Annotated in this window: 23 protein-coding genes; 12 read left to right on the forward strand and 11 right to left on the reverse strand. The window is 66.6% G+C overall.

Annotation, left to right across the window (positions count from 1 at the left end):
- Positions 1–3 precede the first annotated feature (3 nt).
- The 3 genes from AB431_RS00420 to AB431_RS00430 all read left to right on the forward strand — a co-directional run bounded on the left by AB431_RS00420 (position 4) and on the right by AB431_RS00430 (position 3,445).
- Positions 4–708 (forward strand): hypothetical protein, encoded by a 705-nt coding sequence (locus AB431_RS00420; RefSeq protein ID WP_047328285.1) that lies wholly within the window; start codon positions 4–6, stop codon positions 706–708.
- Complete coding sequence (locus AB431_RS00425) at positions 708–1,931, forward strand: cytochrome P450 (protein ID WP_047328286.1); 1,224 nt, start codon at positions 708–710, stop codon at positions 1,929–1,931. Before AB431_RS00420 ends, AB431_RS00425 begins: the two co-directional genes overlap by 1 nt.
- A 77-nt stretch (positions 1,932–2,008) precedes the next feature.
- On the forward strand, positions 2,009–3,445 hold the full coding sequence (locus tag AB431_RS00430) for a wax ester/triacylglycerol synthase family O-acyltransferase (protein ID WP_047328287.1): 1,437 nt from the start codon (positions 2,009–2,011) through the stop codon (positions 3,443–3,445).
- Between the two features lies 1 nt (position 3,446).
- Here the strand turns inward: AB431_RS00430 and AB431_RS00435 are convergent, their stop codons facing one another.
- Positions 3,447–4,253: a lysophospholipid acyltransferase family protein gene (locus tag AB431_RS00435; protein ID WP_047332918.1), complete on the reverse strand. Its 807-nt coding sequence runs from the start codon at positions 4,251–4,253 to the stop codon at positions 3,447–3,449.
- A gap of 179 nt (positions 4,254–4,432) precedes the next feature.
- On the opposite strand from AB431_RS00435, the gene AB431_RS00440 reads away from it, so the two are divergent.
- Complete coding sequence (locus tag AB431_RS00440; protein ID WP_047332919.1) at positions 4,433–5,161, forward strand: TetR/AcrR family transcriptional regulator; 729 nt, start codon at positions 4,433–4,435, stop codon at positions 5,159–5,161.
- Here the strand turns inward: AB431_RS00440 and AB431_RS00445 are convergent.
- The 3 genes from AB431_RS00445 to AB431_RS00455 form a co-directional block, all read right to left on the reverse strand.
- Positions 5,109–6,077 carry an enoyl-CoA hydratase/isomerase family protein gene (locus AB431_RS00445; protein WP_047328288.1) on the reverse strand — a complete coding sequence of 323 codons (969 nt, stop codon included), beginning with the start codon at positions 6,075–6,077 and terminating at the stop codon, positions 5,109–5,111. The two genes, AB431_RS00440 and AB431_RS00445, sit on opposite strands and share 53 nt — an antisense overlap.
- Positions 6,078–6,200: 123 nt before the next feature.
- A complete protein-coding gene (locus tag AB431_RS00450; RefSeq protein WP_047328289.1) occupies positions 6,201–8,450 on the reverse strand; it encodes a molybdopterin-dependent oxidoreductase in 2,250 nt (749 codons plus the stop codon).
- Positions 8,451–8,459: 9 nt separating this feature from the next.
- Complete coding sequence (locus AB431_RS00455; protein ID WP_047328290.1) at positions 8,460–9,026, reverse strand: TetR/AcrR family transcriptional regulator; 567 nt, start codon at positions 9,024–9,026, stop codon at positions 8,460–8,462.
- A gap of 107 nt (positions 9,027–9,133) precedes the next feature.
- Between AB431_RS00455 and AB431_RS00460 the strand changes: the two genes are divergently transcribed.
- The gene (locus AB431_RS00460) at positions 9,134–9,844 is read left to right on the forward strand and encodes an enoyl-CoA hydratase/isomerase family protein (RefSeq protein WP_047328291.1); all 711 of its coding nucleotides are present in this window, start codon (positions 9,134–9,136) and stop codon (positions 9,842–9,844) included.
- A 13-nt stretch (positions 9,845–9,857) separates the two neighbouring features.
- Here the strand turns inward: AB431_RS00460 and AB431_RS00465 are convergent, their stop codons facing one another.
- From AB431_RS00465 to AB431_RS00475, 3 genes are all read right to left on the reverse strand, one after another.
- A complete protein-coding gene (locus AB431_RS00465; RefSeq protein ID WP_047328292.1) occupies positions 9,858–10,241 on the reverse strand; it encodes a PaaI family thioesterase in 384 nt (127 codons plus the stop codon).
- A gap of 33 nt (positions 10,242–10,274) precedes the next feature.
- On the reverse strand, positions 10,275–12,401 hold the full coding sequence (locus AB431_RS00470) for an elongation factor G-like protein EF-G2 (protein WP_047328293.1): 2,127 nt from the start codon (positions 12,399–12,401) through the stop codon (positions 10,275–10,277).
- A 95-nt stretch (positions 12,402–12,496) separates the two neighbouring features.
- A complete protein-coding gene (locus AB431_RS00475; protein WP_047328294.1) occupies positions 12,497–13,972 on the reverse strand; it encodes an adenylate/guanylate cyclase domain-containing protein in 1,476 nt (491 codons plus the stop codon).
- Positions 13,973–14,069: 97 nt separating this feature from the next.
- Here AB431_RS00475 and AB431_RS00480 point away from each other — a divergent pair, with 97 nt between their 5' ends.
- From AB431_RS00480 to AB431_RS00495, 4 genes are all read left to right on the forward strand, one after another.
- Entirely contained in the window at positions 14,070–14,915 is an 846-nt protein-coding gene (locus AB431_RS00480; protein ID WP_047328295.1) for an LLM class F420-dependent oxidoreductase, read from the forward strand.
- 4 nt (positions 14,916–14,919) lie between these two features.
- On the forward strand, positions 14,920–15,720 hold the full coding sequence (locus AB431_RS00485; RefSeq protein WP_047328296.1) for an SDR family NAD(P)-dependent oxidoreductase: 801 nt from the start codon (positions 14,920–14,922) through the stop codon (positions 15,718–15,720).
- Between the two features lie 26 nt (positions 15,721–15,746).
- On the forward strand, positions 15,747–16,739 hold the full coding sequence (locus tag AB431_RS00490) for an alpha/beta fold hydrolase (RefSeq protein WP_047328297.1): 993 nt from the start codon (positions 15,747–15,749) through the stop codon (positions 16,737–16,739).
- A gap of 96 nt (positions 16,740–16,835) precedes the next feature.
- The gene (locus AB431_RS00495; RefSeq protein ID WP_047332920.1) at positions 16,836–17,660 is read left to right on the forward strand and encodes a mycofactocin-coupled SDR family oxidoreductase; all 825 of its coding nucleotides are present in this window, start codon (positions 16,836–16,838) and stop codon (positions 17,658–17,660) included.
- On the opposite strand, the gene AB431_RS00500 is transcribed toward AB431_RS00495, so the two are convergent.
- Both AB431_RS00500 and AB431_RS00505 read right to left on the reverse strand, forming a co-directional pair.
- Positions 17,657–19,324: an acyl-CoA synthetase gene (locus AB431_RS00500; protein WP_047328298.1), complete on the reverse strand. Its 1,668-nt coding sequence runs from the start codon at positions 19,322–19,324 to the stop codon at positions 17,657–17,659. The genes AB431_RS00495 and AB431_RS00500 overlap by 4 nt on opposite strands.
- Before the next feature lie 39 nt (positions 19,325–19,363).
- On the reverse strand, positions 19,364–19,702 hold the full coding sequence (locus tag AB431_RS00505; RefSeq protein ID WP_047328299.1) for a hypothetical protein: 339 nt from the start codon (positions 19,700–19,702) through the stop codon (positions 19,364–19,366).
- A gap of 98 nt (positions 19,703–19,800) precedes the next feature.
- Between AB431_RS00505 and AB431_RS00510 the strand changes: the two genes are divergently transcribed.
- On the forward strand, positions 19,801–20,532 hold the full coding sequence (locus AB431_RS00510) for a TetR/AcrR family transcriptional regulator (RefSeq protein WP_082135492.1): 732 nt from the start codon (positions 19,801–19,803) through the stop codon (positions 20,530–20,532).
- A 177-nt stretch (positions 20,533–20,709) separates the two neighbouring features.
- On the opposite strand, the gene AB431_RS30690 is transcribed toward AB431_RS00510, so the two are convergent.
- Positions 20,710–21,177 (reverse strand): hypothetical protein, encoded by a 468-nt coding sequence (locus tag AB431_RS30690; protein WP_047328300.1) that lies wholly within the window; start codon positions 21,175–21,177, stop codon positions 20,710–20,712.
- A gap of 16 nt (positions 21,178–21,193) precedes the next feature.
- Between AB431_RS30690 and AB431_RS00520 the strand changes: the two genes are divergently transcribed.
- Together AB431_RS00520 and AB431_RS00525 are read left to right on the forward strand one after the other, a co-directional pair.
- Positions 21,194–23,731, forward strand: coding sequence for a VCBS domain-containing protein (locus AB431_RS00520; RefSeq protein ID WP_158423491.1), 2,538 nt, complete (start codon positions 21,194–21,196; stop codon positions 23,729–23,731).
- Between the two features lie 148 nt (positions 23,732–23,879).
- Positions 23,880–24,788 carry an LLM class F420-dependent oxidoreductase gene (locus AB431_RS00525; protein WP_369802957.1) on the forward strand — a complete coding sequence of 303 codons (909 nt, stop codon included), beginning with the start codon at positions 23,880–23,882 and terminating at the stop codon, positions 24,786–24,788.
- Here AB431_RS00525 and AB431_RS00530 read toward each other — a convergent pair.
- Positions 24,778–26,019: an MCE family protein gene (locus AB431_RS00530; RefSeq protein ID WP_082135494.1), complete on the reverse strand. Its 1,242-nt coding sequence runs from the start codon at positions 26,017–26,019 to the stop codon at positions 24,778–24,780. The genes AB431_RS00525 and AB431_RS00530 overlap by 11 nt on opposite strands.
- Between the last annotated feature and the right edge of the window lie 148 nt (positions 26,020–26,167).

The raw sequence follows: 26,167 nt of genomic DNA on the forward strand, positions 1-26,167 counted from the left end.
TCGGTGAAGAAGTACTTCAGCCACACCCTGCTGTACCTGCACGAGACCATCGCGCTGGGTTCCGAGCGCAGTGACCGGTTCGCCGAGAAGTTCACAACCGTGTACCAGCCGATGCTGGAACAGCTTGGGGCGCGGCTGTTCTCGATCTGGGAGACCACCCCCTACAACGGGCACTGGCCGCAGGTGACGATCATCTGGGAGATCGACGCGTTCGCCGATTATGCCCGGATCGGGCGTGCACAGGCGCCCGGCGGCAGTCATCGCGAGGCCGCGGCCGAGTGGGCCGACTACCTCGCCGGCGTTGGCGCGTCGGGGGAGGGCCGGATCATGTACGCCGGGCGCAGCAACCGCCCACTCCAGGAGCTCAAGGACGCGAAATTCGGTGCTGGGCTGGTGATTCAGGAGATCATGCAGACCAAGCCGGGCAAGCAGGACGACTACATCCGAGAACTGGAGCGCCTGTACGTCCCGTGGTCGGAGCGCACCGGCAAGCGCTGGCTCGGCTCGTTCATCACGACCTTCCGATTCAACGAGGTGATCCATTACTGGGCGCTCGACGGGGACTGGGATTGCTTCGAGAACCACTATCCGTCCTGGAAGGACAGTCCGCCGGCCGAGATCGTCACGTGGATGAGTGTCGCGCCCGCACTGCGGGACGGCTGGGAGGACTCGATCCTGCAGGCCCTACCGCCCTCTCCGCTGCGATAATGACTGTGCTGCAAGACTTCTCATACAGTCCATTCGACCCGGCGGTGATGGCCGACCCGCGGCCGTACTACCGGACACTGCGTGACCACCACCCGGTCTACTACATCGAGGACATCGACACCTTCGCGCTGTCCCGGTTCGACGACGTGTGGAACGTGCTCGCCGTCAACGACGGGACGTTCGTCGCATCCGAGGGCACGCTGCCCGCGGTGGGGGTGCTGTCGCACCGCAACGATGGTCCGGTCGCCGATCCGCCGTTGCACCCGCTGCCGTTTCACGCCAACTTCGACGCACCGCTGTACGACGATGTCCGGCGCTGCACCGCCGCACAATTCCGGCCGAAGTCGGTCGCCGCGTGGCAGGACCGCATCCGCGAGTTGGCCAACCAGCGCCTCGACGAACTGCTGCCGCGCGGCAACTTCGACCTGACCCAGGAGTACGGCGGCATCGTCGCGGCCTCGGTGGTATGCGAACTAGTCGGGCTGCCAACCGATTTGGCAGCCGACGTACTGGCTACCGTCAATGCGGGCAGCCTGGCCGAGCCGGGCAGCGGTGTCGAGGTGGCCAACGCCCGGCCGGGGTATCTCGAGTACTTGATCCCGATCGTTGAGCAGGTCCGGGCCGGCACCTACTCCCGCCAGCTGCCCATCGTGGAGAACCTCTTGGCCTACCGGCTGCCCGACGGAGCTGAGCTGACCGACAGCGAGGTCGCCGTCCAGATGCTGGGCGTGTTCATCGGCGGCACCGAGACGGTGCCGAAGATCGTCGCGCACGGGCTGTGGGAGCTGAGCCGCCACCCCGACCAGCTGGAGCGGGTGCGGGCCGATCCGACCGCGAACGTGCCGGTGGCTCGTGAAGAGATCATCCGCTACTGCGCCCCCGCCCAATGGTTCGCCCGGACCGTGCGACGACCGTTCACCATTCACCACACCACCATCCAGCCCGGCCAGCGCATCATCACCCTGCTGGCATCGGCCAACCGCGACGAGCGGGAGTTCGACGATCCGGAGACGTTCAGCTGGAACCGCCCCATCCCGCGGTCGCTGGCGTTCGGCCGCGGTCAGCATTTCTGCCTGGGCTTTCACATGGCGCGGCTGGAGATCGCGGTGCTGCTGCAGGAGTGGCTGCGCCGCGTCCCCGACTACCGCATCGATGAGGCGAATGCGCTGCGGCCACCGTCGAGCTTCCAATGGGGCTGGAACACCATCCCCGTCCAGGTCTGAGCTCGTCGAGCAAACCCTCACATCGCGCTGAGCGCGCGCCTAGCATGATGCCGGGCGGGCGCTGAGAGGGTGGGACTGTGCGGCGACTCAACGGTATGGACGCGATGCTGCTCTACAGCGAAACGCCCAACCTGCACACTCACACGTTGAAGGTGGCGGTCGTCGATGCCGCGGACTTCGACGGTCGCTTCGACTTCGCGGTGTTCCGTCGCACGGTCGCCGACCGGCTGCATCTGCTGGAACCGTTGCGCTTCCGACTGGTTGAGATCCCCTGGCGTCTTCATCACCCGATGTGGATGGAGAACTGTCAGGTTGATCTGGACTACCACCTGCGCCGTGTCACCGTCCCGGCACCGGGCGGACGCCGGGAGCTGGACACCGTGATCGGTCAGATCGCCAGCACGCCGCTGGACCGGCAACGCCCCCTATGGGAGTTCCACTTCGCCGAAGGGTTGGCCGACAATCGCTTCGCGCTGATCGGCAAGGTCCATCACACGTTGGCCGACGGCGTCGCCTCAGCGAATCTGCTTGCCCGGCTTATGGATCTGGCCGGCACAGACGCGCAACCGCCACAGCCCTATCCGGTGTGCGCCTTGCCGCCGACCCCCGAGCTCCTGAGGTCCGCGTTAACCGATCACCTACAGCAGGCAGCTGCGCTGCCGACCTTGATCAAGGATGCCGCTGCGGGTTTCGTCCGGCTGCGCCGGCGTCAGCGGCAACGTCGCGACCGGGTGGAGCTGGCCAAGCCATTCTCGGCGCCGTCGACGTTCGTCAACCACGTGGTGTCGCCGGTCCGGACGTTCGCCACCGCGACCGTGGCTTTGGCGCAAGTCAAGGAAACCGCCAAGCGCCTTGACATCACCTTCAACGACCTCGTCCTCGCGATCACCGCGGGGGGACTGCGTGAGCTGCTACTGCGCTACGACGGATGCGCGGACCAGCCGCTCGTCGCCGCGGTTCCGGTTGCCACCGACAGGTCCGCCGACCGCGTCACCGGCAATGAGATCGGCGGCCTGTCGATTTCGTTGCCGGTCCATGTCGAGGACGCTTTGGAACGAGTCCGGCTGACGGCGCTGGCCAGCGGGCGTGCCAAGGAGAACTACGAACTGCTCGGGGCGGGCGTGCAGGGCCGGATGATGCAGTACCTGCCGACCGCCTTGGCGCCGGGGGCTTTTCGCTGGCAGGGCAAGCACGCCGACCGCAACCGGATCATGAATGTCGCGGTGTCCAATGTGCCCGGCCCTCGCGAACGTGGCCACATCGGTGGGGCGCCGGTCAGCGAAATCTATTCGGTGGGCGTACTTTCGGCGGGCAGCGCGTTCAACATGACGGTGTGGAGTTACGTCGACCAGCTCGACATCGCCGTCCTCTCCGACGACCGCACCTTCGCCGATGTGCACGAGGCAACGGACGCTATGATGCGCGCATTCGCTGAAATACGCAGAGCCGCAGGCTTTTCCGACGGCATCCAGACGGTCGCGACGGCGATGCCGCCGGCGACCCCACTGAATTGACTCAGCCGAGAATGGGCAGCCGACGCTCGCGACTCAGCCGCTGCAGCGCCTCACTCATCACCGACCGCACGTGCGCGTCCACCTCGGCGATGTCGGGGTCAGGCCCGAAACGCGCGGCGATGTCGATCGGCTCGAGCACCTCGGTCACGATCTTCGACGGCAGCGGCAGGTTGGGTGGCATCAGTACACTGAGACCGAATGGCACGCCGAAGGTGACGGGCAGGATGTCCATCCTGGCCTTCGTCAGGCCCAGTCGCTTGGCCAGCCAGTTCCCGCGGGTCAGAAACAGCTGAGTTTCCTGGGCCCCGATCGACACGGTAGGTACCAGCGGCACCCCGGTCTCCAGTGCGGTGCGGACGTAGCCGGTGCGACCGTTGAAGTCGATCTCGGTCTGAGAGAACGTCGGGCGGTACGAGTCGTAATCGCCGCCGGGGAACACCAGCACCACCGCGCCGGATTTCAGGGCCGTGGCGGCGTTGTCGCGGTTGGCTTCGATGACGCCGACCCTGCGCAGCCAGCCGTCGAGCGGTCCGATGAACACGCCGTAGTGGGCCAGCGTATAGAGCGGCCGGTCATACCCGAAGTGGCGATAGAACTGCGGGGCGAAGACCATCACGTCCGGGGTCAGCATTCCGCCGGAGTGGTTGGACACCACTAGCGCGCCTCCGGTGGCAGGGATGTTGTCCAGGCCTCGCACCTCGGATCGGAACCAGCGTTTCAACACCGGTGAGACCGTGCCTGCCACGCGAGCGGTGAACGCCGGATCCCACTTGGTGGTTTCGTCCTGATCGGCCGCTTCGCCGCTCATCTGTTCCCCCAAGATCACTGTGTGCCGGCGGCTGCCTCCCCCGGCGACCGTCACACCAGCGAATATAAGATTCTCAATATCCGAGAATACCATAATCAGGACACGGGCATCGACATGATTCCCAGCCGCGGACCGGCGCCCGGTGCGTGAGTAAACGCGTTGATTTACTTCGGCACGTGCTGTTCACTGACGCGGTGAGCTCTGCCAAAGACGCGCGCACCGATCGGTCGTCGATCACTCGTAACGCGTTGTTGGTGGCCGCCGAGCGGCTCTTCGCCGAGAACGGTCTGCATGGGGTGTCCAACCGACAGATCAGCGATGCTGCCGGGCAGGGTAACAACGCGGCTGCGTGCTATCACTTCGGCTCTCGAGCCGATCTGTTGCGTGTGATCGAGGCCCGGCACCGTGCCGCGATCGATGCAATTCGCCGACGCAAGCTGGCTGAGCTGCCACTGGATCCACAGCTGCGGGAGTGGATCGGCGTGCTGGTCTATCCGTTGACCGATCATCTCCAAACGCTGGGAGCGGCGTCGACCTACGCACGTTTCGCGGCCCAGGTGATGGCTGACCCCGCCTACCGGGAACAGGTGGGATCCGATGCGATGACGTCAGATCCCATGCTCAAAACGGTTCGTGGGATCAATCGATGCCTGCCCTCGCGCCCGAAGCGGGTTCGAGCCGTGCGCTGGACGATGGCGCGGAATATGTTGATGTACACCTGCGCCGAGATCGAAGGCGAGCATGCGAACGGCCGGGCGTCAGCAGCCGCGGGCTGGCCGATAGTCGGCGAGGAGTTGGTCAACGCGCTGGTGGGGATGTGGACTGCGACCGACGTACCTTCCCGCGTTGGCCAGGTCACGGTTTCCTACGCCCAGAGTGGCTCAACCGCCACTCTGGCGGGAAGTTGAGGTCGTTGTCCTTGACGACGTTGTTGAGGCCCTTCTCGAAGGCGCCCTCCGTCAGGTCGGGATAGTTGTCGCGGTCGTTGGTCATCATCGGCAGCATGCCCTCGACCACACCGGTGAGGAGGCTGCCGAAGTATTCGCCCTTGTGTTGCTTGTAAAGCTCGAGGAACGTCTTCTGCACTACGACGGTGTCGGTAGGTCGCGACTTCGAGCACGCCATCGCGTACTTCAGAGTTTCGGCTTCGAGTTGTTCTCGCGGAACGACGCTGTTGATGAAACCGCAGTCGTACATCTCCTGCGCAGTGAAAGGCCTTCCGGTGAACAACATTTCGGAGAACTTTCGCAGGCCCATGGTTTCAGCCCACCACCACAGTCGCGGGCCCCAGCCGACATAGCGAAAGGCCGGATGTCCGAACAGCGCGTCGTCCGAGGACACCACCAGGTCGGCGTCGCCGGCCTGGTAGAAGTGCCACCCGTAGCAGTAGCCCTTGGCTTCCACGATGGTGACCTTCTTGCACTCCTGTAGCGGCCGGTTTCCGGCGCGCGCCTTGGCGTAATGGTCGGTGAGAGTGTAGAGGTAGCGGTAGGAGTCACCTGGCGGATACTTCACGCTGTCGTCATTGATCGAAAGCTCGTGCAACAGAGGCGATCCCGGGTTCTCCAGCATCTCCCGCTGCTCCGGCAGGTCGCCGCCGCTACCAAAGTCGTTGCCTTCGCCACGGATCACTACAACCTTGACGTCGTCGTCGACGTTGCACTTGTGGATCATGTCAGCGAAGTTCTGCCGCATCCCCATTGTTGTCGAATTGAGCTCTGCGGGCCGGTCGAAGGTGATGTAAGCAATTCGATTAGCGAGATCCTTCTCGAATTTGATAAAGGGCTCCGCTTCGCGCTTCATCTGTTCGTAGTCGTGATCCATGGTGCGAAGCTCCCGTCGTGGACGCGGCAGCGCAGCCCAGTGACAGCGCTATCCGTGCAACATAACGGGATTCGCGCACCACCGGCAATAAATCACGCAATTTACTTCGTGGCAGCCTCTGGCTCAGCCGGCTACGGAAACCTCCGCTGCGACCGCTTCGATGCGCGCTGGGACGTGCTTGTGCCAAGGCGTACCGGCGTAGGGGTCGCGCCAATCGGTGGAGGTGAGCGCATTCGGCGCGACTCCGGGCACCCGGCGTTGCCCGTCGGCGTCGACGTAGTCGAGACCGAAACCGTTCGGAAGGGCGGCATGCCCGGGCAGCATGGTCTCGCTGATCTCGATGGTGGCCTCGGCGCTGCCCGCCGCGGTGGTGATTCGGGCGCGGCCGCCGTCGACCAGGCCGAGCGCGTCGGCGTCTTCGACACTGACGCGCAGGGCGCCGTCGGCGTCGCGCTTGCGCCACGACGGATCGCGCAGGATGTCGTTGGCGGTGAACGCCCGGCGCTCACCCGCGGACAGCACGATCGGGAACTCCGGGTCGGTCAGCTCTGCCCGGTCATCGGCCAGCGCGCGGATGTCGTCGAGCATCTCCGGGATCACCAACGCGATCTTGCGGTCGGCGTGGCCGATCAACGCCCAGTCGTCGGCATACTCATGGATGCTGAAGGTCACCCCCGACTTGCCGGCCAAGATCGCGTCGAACAGCGCGTTGCCGTCGGCGTGCCCGGCCCGGCGCACTGCGTCGGGGTAGGTGGCCGCAGCCTTCTGGGCCAGCCCCCAGAGGGCTGCCGCGCCGGCCAGCCCGTCGGGCAGGGTCGGGCCCAGCGTTTCGTACAACACGAATGGCAGCACCTTGCCCAGCGCCGGGTTGGCGGCGAGCTCGGTGAAGAAGGCTTGGGTGTAGGCGTCGCGGCCCTGCTCGGCGGCCTCGCGCAGGGGACGAAGGTCGTCGTCGCTGACCACTCCCAGCGCCCGCACCAGGCGGGCCCAGATCTCGGGCTCCGGCAGTGTGCCCGGTGTCGGCTCGAAAAGCGGATGCCGCAGGTGGAATTCGTTGCGCGGGAACTCGAAATTGAAGAACGTGGCTTCCGGCTTCTCGAATTGGTTGGCCGCGGGCAGCACGTAATGGGCCAGCCGCGCCGTCTCGGTCATCGCCACGTCGATCACCACGAGCAGCTCCAGTGACTCGAACGCGGCGCGGCAGTTCTGCGAGTCGGCGATGGAGTGCGCGGGGTTGGCGCTCTCGACGAGCATGGCCCGGAACCGATCGGGATGGTCGGTCAAGATCTCTTCGGGCACCACGTTCGACGGCACCAGACCGGCGATGATCGGCGCGCCGGTCACCGGGGAGCGCCCGACGCCGCTGAGGCTGAACAGCGGTGCGAACGACGAATGCAGATGCTGTCCACCGGGTTTGGCGAAACTGCCGGTCAATATCCAGAGCAGCTTGTTGAGGTAGGAGCACAGGGTGCTGTTGGGGGCCTGCTGAACGCCGAGGTCCTCGAACACCGCGACGGAATCGGCGCCGGCGATGCGGCGGGCGGCGGCGCGCAGCAACTCCTCGTCGACCCCGCTGAGCTCGGCGTACTCGGCGACCGGCACGGTCGCCAATACCGCGCGGACCTCATCGGCGCCGTTGACGTGCTCGGCCAAAAAGGCTTCATTGCAGAGGTTCTCCTGCACCAGCACCCCGGCAAGAGCGGCCAGGCACCAGGCGTCCGTGCCGGGTTTCACCCGGAGGTGGAAGTCCGCCATCTTGGCGGTGTCGGTGAGCACGGGGTCGATGACGACCATGGATCGGGCGGGGTCTTTGGCGATGTCGTTGAGCACCGTGCGGGCGCGCGGGAAGCTCTGTGACATCCATGGGTTCTTGCCGACGAACACCGACACCTCGGCATGCTCGAACTCGCCACGGGTGTGCCCGCCGTAGAGCTGCATGTCCACCCAGTTCTCGCCGGTCTTCTCCTGCGCCAGTGCATTCGACCGGTACCGCGAGCCAAGAAGCTTGAGGAAGGCACCGCTGTAGGCGCCACCAAGGTGATTGCCCTGGCCGCCGCCACCGTAGTAGAAGATCTTTTCCCCGCCGTAGGTGCCGGCGATCCGCCGGAAGCCGTCCGCGATCTCGGCGATCGCGGTGTCCCAGTCGATTTCCTCGTAACTGCCGTCTGGGCGCCGACGCATCGGGGACGTCAGCCGCGCTCGGTTGTTCTGGTAGTGGTCCAGGCGCAGCGCCTTGTTGCAGGTGTACCCCTGCGAGGCGGGGTTGTCCTTGTCGCCGCGGATGCGCGCCAGGGTGCGGCCCTCGGTTTGCACCACGATGCCGCAGTTGCATTCGCAGAGGATGCAGGCGGTGGGTTGCCAGTCAGCGGACATCGGACTCTCCTAGGTGGGCAGTTCGGCTTCGAGCAGATCGCGCAATTGCCGGTGGACGACGTCGAGTGGCTTGGTGTCACGGGCGGCGCGGGCGAGCACGATGGCGCCTTCCAGGGTGGCGGTCGTCATCACCGCCAAGTCCTGCGCGCGGTCCGTGGCGATGCCGTCGGCGATGAGGCGCTGCGCGATCAGGTCGTTCCAGCGGGTGAACGCCTCGGCCGCCCGGTCGATCACCGGGTTGGCGTTGCCGGGCTCGCCGGATTCGACCGCGACGGCCAGGACCGGGCAGCCGGCCCGGTACTCGGTCTCGATGAGGTTCTTGCGATAGAAGCGAGTCAGCCCGTCGAGCATCTGCAGGCTGCTGGGCGCCTTGGCGAGCTTGGTGGCGACGAAGTCGGCAACGTAATCGATTGCCTCGCTGAGCAATTGGGTGCGTCCGCCGGGAAAGTAGTGGTAGGCCGAGCCGCGCGGTGCCCCGCTGTGCGCCAGGACGTCGGCGATAGCCGTCGACTGCGCTCCGCGCTCGCGGATCAACAGTGCAGCTGAGGCGACCATCCGTTCGCGGGGGCTCGTCATGCCTATGTATGTAACCATACATAATCCGTCCGCGCCAGGGTCTGTGCAGCACCGCCGCGTGCTCACGCAGAATCGGTGTGCCGGGATATCGACGATGGAGTGGCCTGATGATCGAGGAACGCCGAGACGGACTGCTGGTGTGGGTGTCTTTCGACCGGCCGGAACGACTCAACGCATTCACCGGGCGCGATTACCGCGACTTGACGAATACGCTGCACCGGTGCCAGGCGGACAGCACGATTCGTGCGGTGATCCTCACCGGTCGGGGCCGAGCGTTCTCGGTGGGCGCTGACCGGTCACTGTTGGACCCGAATTCCTCCGAGGAGGACCGGCGCAGCGCCGGTGACGAATTCGCCCGGCTCATGGATGTACTTGCGACGTTCGACAAGCCCCTCTTCGCCGCGGTCAACGGATTCGCCGTGGGCTTCGGCGCAACGCTGCTGCTGTACTGCGATGTCGTTCTCTTCGCCCAGTCGGCTCGTATGCGGTTGCCGTTCACCGAATTGGGGATCGTCCCCGAAGCTGGGAGTTCTGCGTTGCTGACCGGTCGGGTCCGATGGGCAGATGCGATGTGGACCGTGTTGTCCAGCGAGTGGTGCGATGCCGACGCCGCCCTTTCGATGGGATTGGCCTTGCGGGTGATACCTGATGACGACCTGCTCGACGAGACTGCGACCGCTGCGGCAGCCATCGCCCGCCTGGACCCGCGGGCGGTCGCCGCCACCAAGCGGCTGATGACCGCGGGTCGCGCCGACGTTGCGCGCCAGGCGATTTCACGTGAACTGGCCGAAATGCGCCTCCTTGCCGGAGGTGGGTGAGTCGTGACGGATCTCAGACCGCGGCGAAGTTGACCGTGCTGGTGGCCGCGAGTTCGTTGTCCTCGCCGCGGTGGATGTCCACCTGCACCACCACCGAGCGCTTGCCGGTGCGCAGGATCTTGGCCACTGCGCGGGCCGGGCCCACCTTGATCGGCCGTAGGTAGCGGACGAACAGGTCCGTGGTCGCGATGCCGAACCCGAACGGCGTCGCTTGGGAGGCCAGCTGCCCCGCCGCCACGTCGGCCATGGTGGCGATCAGCCCGCCCTGCAACCCGCCGGCGGTGTTCTTGGTGCGTTCGTCCACCGGCATCTCCATGACGACGGTGTCGTCCGTCGACTCGACGACCTGCAGGCCGAGCTGGTCGAACAACTCCCGAAGCGAACGAGGTGCCGTCATGGAGAATGACGTTACCGCGCGATCGCGCAGCAGCTAGGCCTGGACCTTCGCGGCGGCGGTTTCCGGCATCGGCTCATACCGGGCGAAGGACCGGGTGAACGACGCGGCCCCGTGGGCAAGGCTGCGCATGTCGATGGCGTAGCGGGTCAACTCGACCTGTGGCACCTCGGCCCGAATCAAGGTGTGGTTCTCGCTGGCCTGCTCGGTGCCCAGTACCCGGCCGCGGCGGCCGGACAGGTCACCCATCACCGCACCGACGAGTTCGTCGGGCACGTTGATGGTCACCTCGTCCACCGGCTCGAGCAACTCGATCCGTGTCTCGGCGGCGGCCTCCCGCAAAGCCAGCCCGCCGGCCATCTGGAAGGCCATGTCGGAGGAGTCCACGCTGTGCGCCTTACCGTCGACGAGCGTCACCCGGATGTCGACGACCGGATACCCGGCGTGCACACCCCGTTCCATCTGGGCGCGGACGCCTTTCTCCACGCTGGGAATGAACTGCCGGGGCACCGCGCCGCCGACGACCTTGTCGACGAACTCGAAGCCGGCGCCGCCGGGCAGCGGCTCGACTTCGATATCGCACACCGCGAATTGGCCGTGGCCGCCGGACTGCTTGACATGGCGGCCGTGCCCCTTTGCTGGGCCGGCGAACGTCTCCCGCAACGGGATTCGCACCTCGACGGTGTCGACGTTGACGCCGTAGCGATTCGCCAGCGCCTCGAGCACCACGTGAGAGTGCGCCTCGCCCATGCACCACAACACGATCTGATGGGTCTCCGCATTCTGATCGATGCGCAGCGTGGGGTCCTCGGCAGCCAGCCGCTGCAAGCCGACCGACAGCTTGTCCTCGTCGGTCTTGGCGCGGGCCGCAATCGCCACCGGCAGTAGTGGTTCCGGCATCGTCCACGGCTTGAGCAACAGCGGATCGGCCTTGTCCGACAACGTGTCTCCGGTCTCGGCCCGGGTGAGCCGGCCGATCGCGCAGATGTCCCCGGCGACCACCTGGCCGGCCGGTCGCTGCTGTTTGCCCAGCGGGAAGGACAGCGTGCCGATGCGTTCGTCCTCGTCGTGGTCGGCGTGCGTGTTCGCTTCGAAGAAGGCCGAAAAGTGGCCCGACACATGCACTGTCGTGTCGGGCCGGATGGTTCCGGAGAAGACCCGGACCAGGCTGACCCTGCCGACGTAAGGGTCCGACGTCGTCTTGACCACCTCGGCCAGCAGCGGTCCGTCGGGATCGCACGACAGCCCCGGGCGGGCCACCCCGTGGGGGTTGTAGACCTCGGGCAGAACGTGTTCGGGTGGTGACGGGAAGCCGCGCGTCGCGACCTCGAGCAGCTCGACGGTGCCCACCCCGGTGCCGCTGCACACCGGGATGACGGGGAAGAACGATCCACGCGCGACGGCCTTCTCCAGATCGGCGATCAAGACCGACTCGTCGATCACCGCGCCGGTGAGATAACGCTCCATCAGCGATTCGTCCTCGGACTCCTCGATGATGCCTTCGATCAGGGTGCCGCGATGTTCGGAGATCCGGTCGGCGTACGCGTCGTCGGGCGGGTGGACGGTGCGCGTGCCCTCGCGGTAGTCGTATTGGCTGCCCGACAACAACCCGACCAAGCCTCTCTCGATCGGCAGGTAGAGCGGCAGCACTTTCTCGCCGAACGCGTCCTGCGCGGCGCGAAGCGCGGTGGCGTAGTTGGCGCGGGCATGGTCGAGCTTGGTGATGGCCACTGCGCGGGGCATGCCGACGTCGTCGCATTCGTGCCATAGCGCCTTGGTCGCTTCGTCGACGCCCTCGTTCGCGGCGATCACGAACAACGCACAGTCGGCCGCCCGCAGACCGGCCCGCAGTTCGCCGACGAAATCGGCGTACCCGGGGGTGTCGATCAGATTGACCTTGACGCCTTCGTGCGGGATGGGTGCCAGCGCGAGCCCCACCGATCGTTGTTGGCGGATGGCAGCGTCGTCGAAGTCGCACACCGTGGTTCCGTCGACCACCGAACCCGCCCGCGACAGCACGCCGGAGGCGACCAGCAGGCTTTCGACGAGGGTGGTCTTGCCCGCTCCGGACGGGCCGACGAGCACGACGTTGCGGATGGCGGCCGGACTGTCCGCGGCGGGAGCCGGTCGGGCCGCCGGTGAAGTGTTCGTCTTGTCAGCCATGACAAACCTTCCCCCGCGCGCGTAGGCGCGCAAATTCGACTACATCCTCCACCATTCACCCGAAGGCGTCGTGGGCACAAGGGGCGGAGCGCAATTCAGGCGGTGGGCGACGACATCCGGGTCGGCTCGACCCGGCCGCGCAGCACTTCCGAGGAGTGCTCGGTCCAGTGCGCGCGCTCGGCCGGGTCGGCTTTGGCCAAGGCCACGTCCGAGCACAGCGCCCTTTCGCCGGTCGCCTTGGCCCGATCGGCAAGGCGCGCAGCCTCATTGACCGCGTCGCCGATCACGGTGTACTCGTAGCGCTTCTCGGCACCGAGGTTTCCGGCGAACACCGGGCCGGCCGACACTCCGATGCCGAAGTCCACGACCGGTAGGCGGCGCAGTGCGACCGTGAGCGATCGGGCGGTGGCCAGTGCATCGGACGCCGAGCGCGCGTTGGGCAGCGGCGCCCCGAAGACCGCGAGCACCGCGTCACCCTGAAACTTGTTGATCAGTCCGTGGCGTTCATCGACGGCGTCCACGACGATCTGAAAGAAGTCGTTGAGTACCTCGGCCACCTGGGCCGGGGATCGGCTCTGCGCAAGTTGGGTCGAGCCGACGAGGTCGACGAACAGGACGGCCGCCTCCCGGACTTCGCCGGTGAGGGTGTCGGCGTCGCTGACCGCGCGCAGCGCCACGTCCGTCCCCACGTGGCGGCCGAACAGGTCGCGCAGGCGGTCGCGCTCGGCGAGTCCGGCGACCATTCGGTTGAAACCGCTTTGCAGACGACCGATTTCGGAACGTTCGTAGACGTCGACCCGGGTTGCGATCTGGCCGCGCTCCACCTGGGCCATAGCGGCGACGACGTCGTGGACGGGGTCCGAGATCGACAGGGCGACGATGGCCATCCCGCGCAGCCCGACCAGGACCGAGACCACCGACAGCACGATCACCGGTATCTCGATCGATGCGTTCTTCTGGATGATCCAGCCGGTCGATCGCATCAGGACCACCACTGCGATGCCGATGCTCGGCAGCGCACTGGTCATCAGCCACATCAGCAGCAATCGGGGCAGAACCCCGGGCGCGGTGTCGCGGCCCGGCGTCGAGCCCATGATGGCCGCGGTGATGGGGCGCATCGGCCGCTGAATGAGCAGTAGCGCCGCGCCGGTGGACGTGGTGGTGCCGAACAACACCGACATCCCGATGAGCCACGCGGCGACCGCACCACCGTCCCGGTTGATGACGAACAGGATCGTGCCGCTGAACAACCAGATGCTCGTCAGCAGCGTTGATTGGTGCCGCAGGAGCCGCTCGACGAACAGCCGGTCGGCCGGCCTCGGCGGCTCGCCAGCGGTGAACCAGTGCAGCTTGCGATCGACGACCAGGATCGCGTAGCCGATCGAAGCGGCGAAGCCGACCGACGAGAGCGCAATCGAGGCGATCAGGGTGTCGGTTCCGAAGACGGTCTCGGCTTGCGGCACCAGCTGGTGGCGTAGCGGCAGCACCAGGAACGTCAGCTCGACGGCCGCCAGGACCTGAGCGAGCACGAGGGCCAGGGCGTAGCGGACCTTGAGCCTGCTCGCCGTCATACGTTCAGACGCTACTGCGGCGACCGAGCAGAATCACGCTCTCCGATACTGAGAGTTGTACTTCCGCGGTCGCGCCGCGCTGCGTAACATCCGCCCTGTGAAGTTCGGGATTCCGCTGGGTGGCGTGCACCCCGGCCTGTGGCGTGAGCTGACGGTGCGGGCCGAGGAGCTGGGCTATGAGTCGGTCTGGCTTCCCGAGCATCTGGTGCTGCCCGCGGAGATGTCCGGCAGCCCGCATCACGGCGACAGCCACCCGCCGATTCCGTCGAAGACACCGATGTACGACGCAATCGCGTACCTGTCCTATCTCGCGGGGCAGACCAGCACCATCCGGATGGGCACCTACGTCTACAACCTCGGGTTGCGGCACCCCTTCGTCAGCGCCCGGGCCGCCGCGACGCTCGACATCGTGTCCAACGGCCGGTTCGACTTCGGTATCGGCGCCAGCTGGTTGCGCGAAGAGTGGGACGCCGTCGGGCTGGACTTCAGCACCCGCGGCGCCCGCGTCGACGAGGCGCTGGAGGTGTGCCGGGCGCTGTGGACCGAGCCGACCATCTCCCACCACGGGCGGTTCTTCGACTTCGACCCCGTCGCGTTCGAGCCCAAACCGGTCCAGCCGGGCGGGCCGCCGATCCACGTCGGCGGTGACGGGCTGCCGGCGTTGCGCCGGGTGGCGCGCTTCGGCCGGGGGTGGATTCCGATGAACCACACCCTCGACCAGATCCCCGGGTCGGTGAAGAAGCTCTCGGCGCTGTGGGCCGAGCACGGGCGTGAGGGCAAGCCCGAGGTCACCACGTCGGCGCCGGCCGATTCACCGGAGGATGTGCAGAGAGCCGCCGACGCGGGTATCGATCGGATGATCGTCATGCCGTGGCGGCGCACCCGCGAGGCGCTCGACGGCATCGCCCGGTTCGCCGACGACGTACTGGCGCGGAGCAGCTAGCGCGGTGACGATCGCACCGTCGGACATTCTGCTCACCGATCGGGTGGCCGTCGTCACCGGCGGCGGCACCGGGATCGGCCGGGGGATCGCCGACGGGCTGGCGCGATTCGGGGCCAAGGTCGCCATCTGGGAACGCGACGCGCAGACCTGCGCCACCACCGCTGACGAGCTGAGTGTGCTCGGTATCGTCGCCGACGTCCGCGACAGCGAACAGGTCGACGCGGCTCTGGAGCGCACCCGCGACGAACTGGGGCCGGTCGAGATTCTGATCAACAATGCCGGCGGAGTATTCGCCTCACCGCTTTTGCACACGAGCGAAAACGGTTGGGATGCCTTGTACAAGGCCAACCTTCGCCACGTCATGCTGTGCACGCAGCGGGTGGCCAGGCAACTGGTCGCCGACGGCCGCGGCGGCAGCGTCATCTCCGTGACATCCATCGAGGGAGTGCGCGCGGCACCCGGTTACGCGGCCTACGCAGCGGCGAAGGCCGGGGTGATCAACTACACCCGCACGGCGGCTTTCGAGCTGGCGCCGCACGGTATCCGGGTCAATGCGATCGCCCCGGACATCACTGTCACCGAAGGCCTGCTTGCGCTGTCCCCGGATGGGATGCGCCCCGAACTCAGCCAGGCCGTCCCGCTGGGCCGGCTCGGCCATGTCGACGAAATCGCCTCGACGGCAGTCTTTCTCGCCTCCGACATGGCCCGCTACATCACCGGCCAGACGTTGCACGTCGATGGCGGAACGCAGGCCGCCGGCGGTTGGTACCACGCCGAGGGTGGCGCGCAATTCGGGCCGGCCTGAGCCGCCCTTCGTCTTAGGGTGGGTTCATGAGGAAAGGCACTCCGCCATTCCGGGGCCCGACCGGCGACGTCGTCCCGGGCAGCATCGCCCGGGCCGGATATCTCCGGCTCGGCGGCATCGACCAGTGGGTGATGGTCCGTGGCCGCAGCACCGCCAACCCGGTATTGGTGCTGCTGCACGGCGGTCCGGGATTTAGCGAGACCCGGTTCTTCCGGTACTTCAATGCGGCTCTCGAAGACAAATTCACGGTCGTCTACTGGGATCAACGAGGTGCGGCGAGGTCTTACCATCGCGGGATTCCGGCGTCGACGATGACGGTCGCGCAGTTCATCGCGGACCTGGACGAGCTGGTCGACATCGTCGGCCAGCGTGTCGACGTGAAGAGGGTGGTGATCTTCGGTCACTCCTGGGGTTCCGTGCTGGGTCCGCTATACGCCGCGCGGTATCCGGACAAGGTGACTGCCTATGTGGGATGTGGCCAGATCGGGGATTGGGCTGCCGCAGAGGCAGAGTCGTATAGCTTTGCCCTGGGCGAAGCCAGGCGCCGTGACGACCGGCGGGCACTGCGAACGCTGAGCAGGATCGGCCCACCGCCCTACGATGCGAGTGCGGTGTTCAGGGAGCGGACCTGCCTGCAGCGCATCGAGGGACAATTCCGGCCCCGAGAGCTCCGGGAGATGGGCCGAGTCATGCTCGGCACGCCGGAAGCGGGGATCCTCGATATCCCGAAAATCATTGTTGGCTTCCGGTTCTCGATGAATGCGATGTGGACGGAGGTCAGCCAAATCGATCTGCGTCAATGCGTCCCCGTGCTGGCCATGCCCGTCTTCCTTCTGCTTGGCCGCCACGATCGCTGGGTTCCACCGGACACCAGCGTGGCCTACTTCGACGCGCTCGAGGCGCCCGCCAAGGAGTTGATCTGGTTCGAGAATTCCGGGCACGAGCCGTTCGTGGACGAGCCGGCCGCGTTTAACCAGGTCATGACCGAACAGGTCCGGCGTGCGGTGGGAGATCGGTGAACAGCGGCCCCGCCACGATGACAGTTATTTTCCACGTGGATGAACCATGCTCACGTTCTCGACAATTCACGGCCACCCCGCGCGTATGGTGTGGCGGTGAAAGCCGCACGCCCGCTGGAGGGCAAGGTCGCCTATGTCACCGGCGGAGCTAGGGGACAGGGCCGCGCGCATTGTGTGCGACTGGCCCAGGCCGGTGCCGACATCGTCACCATCGACGCCTGCGGGCCGGTTGGCAACCACATCGGCTACGAGCCGGCGACGCCCGAAGACCTCGCCGATACCGTCCGGCTGGTCGAGGACGAGGGCGTCAAGATCAGCGCCGAGCGGGTCGACGTGCGCGACCACGCCGGACAGCAACAGGTGATCGCCCGAACCATCGAACAATTCGGACGCCTCGACGTCGTCGTCGCCAATGCCGGGGTGATGAGCTGGGGCCGGGCTTGGGAGATCCCAGCCGAGATGTGGCAGGAGATCATCGACGTCAACCTGACCGGGTTCTTCAACACCGTGCAGGCATGCGTCCCGGCGATGATCGAAGCAGGCAATGGCGGGTCGATCATCGCAATCAGCTCGTCGGCGGGCATCAAAGCGGTTCCCGGTGCCGGCCACTACTGCGCGAGCAAGTTCGGTGTTGTGGGACTGGCGAATTCGCTGGCTTTGGAGCTGGGCGAATACGGCATCCGGGTGAACTCCGTGCACACCTACGGTGTCGATACCGCGCTGGGCAACGACCTGTCGATGTACTCGATGTTCGAGAAGCATCCGCACTACGTCTACAGCTTCTCGCCGGGTGCGCTGCCCACCGAGTCGCTGATCGCGCCGAATCAGGTCAGTGAGGTCGTGCTGTTCCTCGCCAGCGATGCGTCGGCGCTGCTAACCGCCGCCCAGATCCCGGCGGACAAGGGTTACATGAAGGTTTAGCCCTGTGCGGCAAGGCTTTTCACTGCGAGATCCTTGGCCCAGCGATAGTCAGCCTTACCCGCGGGTGAACGCAGCACCTTGTCGGTGCGGATGAACGCCTTGGGCAGCTTGTACTGCGCGATGTGCGCGCGGCAGGCGTCGGCCAACTCGGCGTCGGTGGCGCTCTGTCCGTCGGCGAACTGCACGATGGCCACCACCTCGTTGCCCCACCGTTCCGAGGGGCGGCCGGCGACGACGACGTCGTAGACGGCGGGATGGCTGGCGACCGCGCGCTCGACCTCCTCGGCGAAGATCTTCTCCCCACCGGAGTTGATGGTCACCGAATCGCGGCCGAGCAGTTCGATCTGGCCGTCTTCCAAGAAGCGCGCCCGGTCACCGGGTACCGACCAGCGCACGCCGTCGATGGTGGGGAAGGTGCGCGCGGACTTCTCGGCGTCGCCCAGATAGCCCAGCGGGACGTAGGCCCGCCGCGCCAGCCAACCCTCACCGTCACCGGGCTTCAGCACATGGGCGAAATCAGCTGAGATGATGGCGGTGTCGTGCTGCGGGGTGAAGGTCGCCGCCTTCTGCTCGACGCCCTTGGCCGCCATGGTCGTCATCTGCATGCCGGTCTCGGAAGCGCCGACCGCGTCGAGCACCATCAGGTTCGGCAGCGCGGCCAGCAGCCGTTCACGGACCGTCGGGGACAAGGGCGCGCCGCCGTTGGTGATCGTCACCAGCCCGGACAGGTCGTACTTTCCGGTCTCGATCTCGTCGAGCAGCGGCCGGGCGATCGCATCGCCGACGACCGGAATGCTCAGCACCCGTTCACGTTCGGCGAGCTTCATCACCGCGGGGGCGTTGAGCCGGTCGACGTCGTCGGGCAACACCATCCAGCCGCCCGTGCTGAACATGTTGAACGCGGCCCACTGTGCCGCACCGTGCATCAGCGGCGGAATCATCAGCACCGAACGGAAGCCGGCGTTAAGGCGAGCCTGCTCGGCCAGCTCTTCGTAGGACTCCAGCGACTTCTCGGCGCCGAACGGCCGGCCGCCCATTGCCGACATGAAGATGTCGTGCTGGCGCCACAGCACGCCCTTGGGCATGCCGGTGGTTCCACCGGTATAGAGGATGTAGAGGTCGTCGCCGCGAGGCGTGGGCATGCCGCCGGCCGGGGCGGGCGTGCTGATGATCGACTCGTAATCGACCGCGCCGGGCAGCAATTCGTTGCCGGAGCTGTCGGCGACCTGGATCAGCACGCGCAGTTCGGGCAGCCGGTCGCGGATGGCGGCCACATGCGGGGCGAACTCGGCCCCGTAGACGAGTGCCTTGGCCGCCGAATCGGTGAGCAGGTAGAGCAGCTCTTCTTCGACGTAACGGTAGTTGACGTTGAACGGCGCGACCCGGGCTCGGTAGCCGGCGACCATCGCCTCCAGGTACTGGTTGCCGTTGCGCAGGTACAGCCCGATGTGGTCCTGCCCGGACTCGTGCGGCGCCAGCTGATCACGCTCGGTATGGCAGCCGAGACCCTGCATGACGAGATAGTGCGCGACGCCGTCGATGCGGGCGTCGAGCTGCGCGTACGTCAGCCGCTGATCGCGCCAGATCAGAGCCTCATGATCGGGCAGGGTCTGGGCGACGGTACGGAACACCGACGAAAGGTCGAAACTGACGTCGCTGCTCATGGGAGCGCTCCTCACAGGTGGCCGAGACTAGAACGCGTTCTAGTCTGCCACGGGCGCCACGGTCGACTTGTGGCTGAACTTCACCCAGCGGGACCGCCACAAACCGACGCTCGCGATCTGCTCTCGCCGCGGCGCACGAGCAGGGCCAACACCGCGCCGACGGGCCGCAGCCGCTGCGCCCACCCACATCGACAGCTGCAGGCCGGCCATCAATGCCTCGTTGCTGCTGCTGGTGATCGCGGCGGTCAGCTGCGGCGGAGCGCCCGGAATCGAGGACGCCATGCCCTTGGCCACGAGTTCCTTTGCTGGTGAGAGCTTCTCGGCAATCGGTGCGGGCGTGCCCGCCGCGGTCAGCTTGCCGGCGACTGTCGAGCCCACCTTGCTCGAGAGGGCCGAGCCCAGGGATCGTGGTGCCCAGCACCACCCCGAGCTGCGCCGAGGTGCTCTGCAGCCCGCCGGCCTGAGCCTCGCCACAAATGGTGGTGCGCCTCCACTTGTGGGAGTACGCTGACGTGGTGATTCCTGGCGCACAATGGGGTGTGGAGCGATCCAGGCCACTTCGGGCCGATGCCGAACGCAACCGCGAGCGGATAGTTACCGCCGCGGCACGACTGTTTGCCGAGCAAGGGCTGTCAGTTCCCTTGGAAGACGTGGCTCGGGCCGCGGGTGTGGGGGTGGCGACCCTCTATCGGCGCTTCCCCACCCGTACAGACCTGGCGATTGCCGCCTTCGAACGAAATATGACGGCCTACACCGACGCGGTCGACAAAGCCTTGAGCAATCCGGTGCCCTGGGACGGGTTCCGCGACCTGTTGTTCGACCTGTGTGCGCTGCAGGCCTCGGACCCGGGACTACGGGCCCTGCTGACGACAGCGTTCCCGGCCAGTTCGGTGATCGAGGGGCGAGCCACCGAGGCAATCGCCAAACTTGGTGAAGTTATCTCCCGCGCACAGCAGGACGGAACGCTGCGCCCGGACATCGGCGTCGGCGACATCGTGGTGCTGCTGTTGGCCGACACCGGCGTGCTCGAAGCCACTCGCGAACATGCGCCGGGTGCGTGGCGCCGATTCACCGCGCTGATGGCCGATGCGTTCAGGGTCGGTCCGCACGAGCCGCTGCCGCCACCTACCCCGGCTGAAGAGCTTCGGAGCTCGATAGCCATGCTGACGGGTGACACCTTGCGCATCGAATGGCTCGCCGACGACTGACGTCGCCTGAGGTCCAGGGAAATCCCTGTATCGCCGGGTGGGACCCCCGCATAGTTTGAGCTCGACGGGTTGGGTTCGCCGCGGGCAGCGGCGATCGGGTCAGGAGATTGTCATGACGGGACGCCACGCGGCCAGCGCAGGGGAAAGCGGCGCGCGAGTAATCGGCACCTACGCACGTTATGTGGGCCGGGTGGGCGCATTGGCCGTGGCGTTGGGCGTCGGAGGTGCTTTGGCTGGCGGCCACGGCACCGCGGGAGCCGCTCCCGACACCAGCGCCAGCAACGACAGCCAGCCGGTGCGACCCGCCGCGGGTAAAGCGCGCGATGCCGATCGATCGGTGCCTGTCGGGCGGCGACCAGACGGCCACTCCACGATCCCTACGTCGGTGACCGGCAGGCGCGCAGCGGCATCTTCCGGCACGACCGGCGGTGACACGACAACCACGGTTGCGGTAACCGCGACAAGGCCAAAAGTATCGGGGCTGACCCCGGTCTCCCCGAGTGCGACAGTCTCGCCGCGGCTGACCGCCGCGGCCACGACGTCTATCGAACCCGTCGTCGCGTCGGGGGTGCCCGCGCCGAAGCCGTCGACAACGGCGACAACCGGACGGGTCGCCGCCCCGAGGTCGCCGGTGTTGCAGTCCACCACGCTCCCCGCGCGCGTGGCGGCCGCTGGAGAGCTGAGTACTCCCGCAGGTGTCCCGGCCGACCCGACGCCGACATCGCTGTTCGAGTCGGTGCTGGGTTGGGTGCGGCGCACGTTCAACAACGCCACCCCTACGCTGTCGCCGCAGATTGTGACCGTGACGGCGGAACCGGGGCACACCAGCGCGCCGATCTCCTTCACCGGAGGCGCCGACGCGGACGGCGATGCTCTGACCTACGCCGTCACCCAATCCGGCGCGGGCACCCTCATCCCAACCGGTGACGCGTTCACCTACACACCCGATGCCGCCTGGGATGGGCGCAGCGACTACACGGACACCTTCACCATCACCGCCTCCGATGCCGGCAACGGCTTCCACATTCACGGACTGCCGGGCCTGCTGCACCTGGTCAGCTTCGGGCTGCTCGGCAGCGCTGGCGACACCGCCACCTCCAGCGTGACCGTGCAGGTACTCGCCGCCCAGGTGGACCCGCCGGTACTGACTGACCCCGCTCACCCCTACACCCCGATCGCCGCCCAGCCCGGGGACCCGGCCGGGTCGGTGCGTGGCCAGATCACCGTCACCGACATCCACCAGCCGATCACCTACAGCTACAGCGGGCCCACCACCACCGCTGACGGCAGCACCCTGAGCCTCAACGCCGACGGCAGCTTCCTCTACACCCCCTCAGACAGTGCCCGCCACGATGCCGCCGCCGACACCGCCCACCAGACCGGCGCCGACGCCTTCGCCTTCACCGTGACCGCCACCAACAGCCGCGGCGCAGCCAGCGATATCGCGATCACAGTGCCCGTCGCTGCGGCCAATGGGGACCCGACACCCCCCGCCGTCGCGCCCACCGCCACCGTCGACCACACCACCGGCGCGGTCACCAACGCCCTTGGTTACACCGACCCGGACGGCGATACCCTGCGCTTCAGCAACCCCAACGGCGGCACCGCGACCACCTGGGCCACCGCACACGGTGGCACCGTCACCGTCGATCCCACCACCGGCCGCTACACCTACACCCCCGACCCGCTCGGCCGGCTCAATGCCTACAGCCACCCCGACCAGAACGCCGACACGTTCGACGTCACGATCACCGACGGCTACGGCTCCACCACCACCCACGCCATCACCGTCACGATCGACCCTGCGGCAGCAGTACTCACCGGAGCGACGCAATTCGAATTGATCTCCGCCGGGTCGTATTCCTACGGCTCTCCGGTCCGTGGACCCGACGGAAGCGTCTACGCGACTACCTATGATCAGGCTGCCCAAAAATTCGGCATCACCGTGGTTCGCCCCGACGGAACACGGGCCGCCGTCGACCTCGATGGAAACCCGTTCGCTTCCAGCGGGTTCCGGGGCATTCAGGCCGGGCCTGGGGGGCGGGCCTACCTCACCACCGATCACGACGTTCTGGTGGTCAACCCCGACAACACCTTCACGACGGTGCCGCTTGCAGGGCGGGCCACCGGAAGGATCATGGTGACCGCGGACGGCCACGCGTACCAGCTCGCCGCCGACCCGGGATCCTACGGTGTCGCGAACAAGTTTTCCGTCACCGTCATCAACCCGGACGGCACCTATGCGACCGTGCCGCTGACCAACAATCCACCGTATGGCGGAGTAGGCGACCAAATCAGCCTGTCGGAGGAGGCTGTTGTTGTTGCGGACGACGGCACCCTCTATGTCAAAACCTATGCCGGCGCGGTGGTCGTCGAGATGGTTCATCCCGACGCTTCGCACATGACAGTGACGCTTCCCCGTTTCTTCGGGCAGAACTGCAGTTGCAGCGGAATCACCGTTGGTCCGGATGGTCGCGCGTACGTCCTCGGCAACCTTGGCGCCGACGCGACATTGATCACCGTCAGCAAAGACGGCACGTATACCACCACACCAGTGCGCGTGCCGGGATTGGCCGCATACGGCAACTCCACCGCCGATTCGGACGGCAGCGTGTATCTGGCGGAAGGCACCGGCTTCTTTGGGAACGACACGATGGTCATCGTTCACCCCGACCAAAGCATCACCGCAGTGCCGTTACCGGGGAGCACACTGTTCGAGCGCGAGCCAATCGTCCTGCCAGGCGGCCGCGTCTACCAGGATCTCGAACACCGCGCAGCTGTCATTGTCAACCCCGACGGCACCACCGTCGACGTTCCCGATTCTGACGGCGTCTCGCGGACCGTGGTCGTCGGCGCCGATGGGCGCACATACGTTTTCGGCGGAGGTTTTTCCGCATCGCTCGACAGCGGTGTCCTTGTCGTCGGCCAGGACAACAGCTTCACGACGGTGCCCGCGCCAGGCAGAGTCGTAAGTGTTGTCGTGGACGAGGCCGGCTATGCCTACATCACGAGCGGTGATGTAGGCAGTTCGACCACGGTTACGGTCGTTAGGCCCGACGGGACCTACAGCGCTTTGACGATGGCCGGACCGCAGGTGGGCCCCGTGCTCGTATCAAACGACGGCGTGGTTTCGCAAGCGGTGTCGTCGGCCGACGGGTCCACCGTCACAACGCACCAGATCGCGGTCGCGCGCGCATAAGTGGTTGGCGGGAGCCCCACTCTCGGGCTCCACTCGAGTACCCGACATCGCGATGTTGGCGAGAGGCTTCCCGCCCGACGAGATCGGTGTAGCAGGTACGCGTGCAATGCTGACGCGGACAACTCTCAACTACTCCCGAGGAGCGACGTTGACTGATCGCCCGACCATCGACTTCCCGGCCCGCATCGGCGTGTGGTGGGCGAGCGAGAGTTGGCCGATGCCCGCGGCCGTCGAGGTGGCCCAGGAAATCGAGGAGCTCGGCTACGGCTCGCTGTTCATCCCCGAGGTCGGCCTGAAGGACGCCATGGTGCAGTCGGCGATCTTCCTGGCCGGAACGCAGCGGTTGGTGCTCGGCACCGGCATCGCCAACATTCACGCCCGGTTGGCGACGATCGCCGAAGGCGGTGGCCGTAGCCTGACCGCCGCCTACCCGGGGCGGTTCGTCCTCGGTCTCGGTGTCAGCCACGGCCCGCTGGTGGAGAACATGCTCGGCGGCACCTACCAGAAGCCGCTCGCGACCATGCGCGGCTATCTGGACCGGATGGCCGGGCTGCCGGAATTCGTCGAGCCGGGTTCGGGGCGGCCGACCCGTCTGCTTGCCGCCCTCGGACCCAAGATGATCGAGCTGTCCGGCACGCACGCCGACGGTGCACACCCGTACCTGGTGCTGCCCGAGCAGACCGCAACCACTCGCGAGATCCTCGGCCCGGACAAGTGGGTGGTGTCCGAACAGGCCGTCGTCATCGGCGAGAGCGCCGACGAGCAGATGCGCAGGGCGCACCTGCATCTCGAGGTGTATTCGGGCCTGCCCAACTACCGCAACTCGTGGCTGCGGCAGGGCTTCGACGAATCGGATCTGGTGCGCGGCGGTTCGGACCGGCTGGCCGAACGGATCGTCGGGCAGGGCTCCGTCGAGCAGGCCGCCGCGTCGGTGACCGCGCACCTCGATGCCGGTGCCGACCACGTCGTGGTGCAGGTCCTCGGCGACGGCAACCCGACCTGGGATCCGCGCCCGGCGCTGCGTGAATTGGCCGAGGCGCTGAACCTCAGGGGTTGATCGTGTTCTCGCCGACCTGACGTCCCCAGACATACTCGGTGAGTAGCGGCTGGCCGAGTTCGAAGTGGTTGTAGGGGGCGAGGGAAGCACCGTAGTCGGCGACCAGGAACGGCGCGGGCCAGAAGTCGTGGGTGATCGGTTGCCAGCAGCCGGGCGCGCCGCCCGGACCGCCCTTGGCGTTCACCCGCGGCAGATTGTCGGGATACACGTACGGGTTGGGTGCGCCGGTCAGCCCGATGCGGAAGTTGATCGAGTAGCCGTTGCCGCCGGCCGCGGTCTTGGCATCGGAGGTCGCGTAGTTGCGCACGGTGCACATGATTGCGGGGCTGTAGGTGTCGAGCAGCTGGGCGGTGGGGATCAGGTCGGCCTGGCCGCGCACGAAGTAGGGACCGCCCTGCTCGATGATGTCGGCACCGGTGTTGGCGAAGCCGGTGGACGCCAACAGCGCGGCGTCCAGGTCCTTCTGCTGCGCGTTGAGGGTGCGCGCGGTGGTGACCGCATGGTCGAGTGAGTCCCAGAATTGCGGGCTGGCCTTGATGTAGACGTCGGCCAGATTCGACAGCTGCCGGATGTTGGTGCGGATCTGCGACATCTGGGGGTTGACGTCGTCGAGGACCGCATTGCCGTTCACGATCGACTGGCCGAATTTGGTGCCGAGGCCACCCAGCGCCTCGGCCGCCGCGCTGAGCGTCATGTTCAGCTTCACCGGGTCCACCCGCTCCGAGATCGAGAGAAGCGTCTCGAACAGCGTGTTGAACTCGGTCGTCACGTGGGACACGTCGATCTCGTCGCCACTGGCAATGCGCTGCTTTGTCGGATCGGGCGGGCTGCGGAAGGACACGTACTTGTTGCCGAAGACGGTGCTGGCCTTGACCTCAGCGATCGCGTTGGCCGGGATCAGCGCGACGTATTTCGGGTTGACGTTCAGCGAGAGCTTGGCTTTGGTGGTGCCGTCTCGCTCGATGGCGTCGACGCCGGTGACCCGGCCGATCTCCACCCCGTTGTAGGTGACCTTCGACCCGGGGTCCATCACCAGGCCGGCCCGCTGCGAGATCAGGGTCAGCTCGGTTTTGGGCGTGAAGTCACCACGGAATTGCAGGTAGACCACCACCACGATGACCGTGAACAGAATGGCCGTCACCGCGAAGGCGGTCTTCAGCGGCGGCGAGAACTGCCAGTGCCGGGCGCGGGACTCGAGCCATCCGGGCGCAGCCCCGCCGCGGTCACTCATGTCCGCGCCTACCCATCACGGGTCTCCTCCACCGACTGCGGGTCACCCGCAGGACACCATTCGTTGCCCTGCCACTATCCCATGCAGGTCGGGGACGTCGGGCTTTTCAGACCAATCGATATCAGTGATGAATTCGGGGTGGTGCTCG

It is taken from the genome of Mycobacterium sp. EPa45 (assembly GCF_001021385.1).
GTDB lineage: Bacteria > Actinomycetota > Actinomycetes > Mycobacteriales > Mycobacteriaceae > Mycobacterium.

Excerpts from the sequence above, each read along its gene's own strand:
- AB431_RS00500 (WP_047328298.1), bottom strand. The coding sequence starts at position 19,324 with ATGAGCAGCGACGTCAGTTTCGACCTTTCGTCGGTGTTCCGTACCGTC.
- AB431_RS00425 (WP_047328286.1), top strand. The coding sequence starts at position 708 with ATGACTGTGCTGCAAGACTTCTCATACAGTCCATTCGACCCGGCGGTG.
- AB431_RS00475 (WP_047328294.1), bottom strand. The coding sequence starts at position 13,972 with ATGACGGCGAGCAGGCTCAAGGTCCGCTACGCCCTGGCCCTCGTGCTC.
- AB431_RS00530 (WP_082135494.1), bottom strand. The coding sequence starts at position 26,019 with ATGAGTGACCGCGGCGGGGCTGCGCCCGGATGGCTCGAGTCCCGCGCC.
- AB431_RS00450 (WP_047328289.1), bottom strand. The coding sequence starts at position 8,450 with ATGTCCGCTGACTGGCAACCCACCGCCTGCATCCTCTGCGAATGCAAC.
- AB431_RS00435 (WP_047332918.1), bottom strand. The coding sequence starts at position 4,253 with ATGAGCGGCGAAGCGGCCGATCAGGACGAAACCACCAAGTGGGATCCG.
- AB431_RS00470 (WP_047328293.1), bottom strand. The coding sequence starts at position 12,401 with ATGGCTGACAAGACGAACACTTCACCGGCGGCCCGACCGGCTCCCGCC.
- AB431_RS00445 (WP_047328288.1), bottom strand. The coding sequence starts at position 6,077 with ATGGATCACGACTACGAACAGATGAAGCGCGAAGCGGAGCCCTTTATC.
- AB431_RS00455 (WP_047328290.1), bottom strand. The coding sequence starts at position 9,026 with ATGACGAGCCCCCGCGAACGGATGGTCGCCTCAGCTGCACTGTTGATC.
- AB431_RS00490 (WP_047328297.1), top strand. The coding sequence starts at position 15,747 with ATGAGGAAAGGCACTCCGCCATTCCGGGGCCCGACCGGCGACGTCGTC.
- AB431_RS00510 (WP_082135492.1), top strand. The coding sequence starts at position 19,801 with ATGGTGGTGCGCCTCCACTTGTGGGAGTACGCTGACGTGGTGATTCCT.
- AB431_RS00460 (WP_047328291.1), top strand. The coding sequence starts at position 9,134 with ATGATCGAGGAACGCCGAGACGGACTGCTGGTGTGGGTGTCTTTCGAC.
- AB431_RS00465 (WP_047328292.1), bottom strand. The coding sequence starts at position 10,241 with ATGACGGCACCTCGTTCGCTTCGGGAGTTGTTCGACCAGCTCGGCCTG.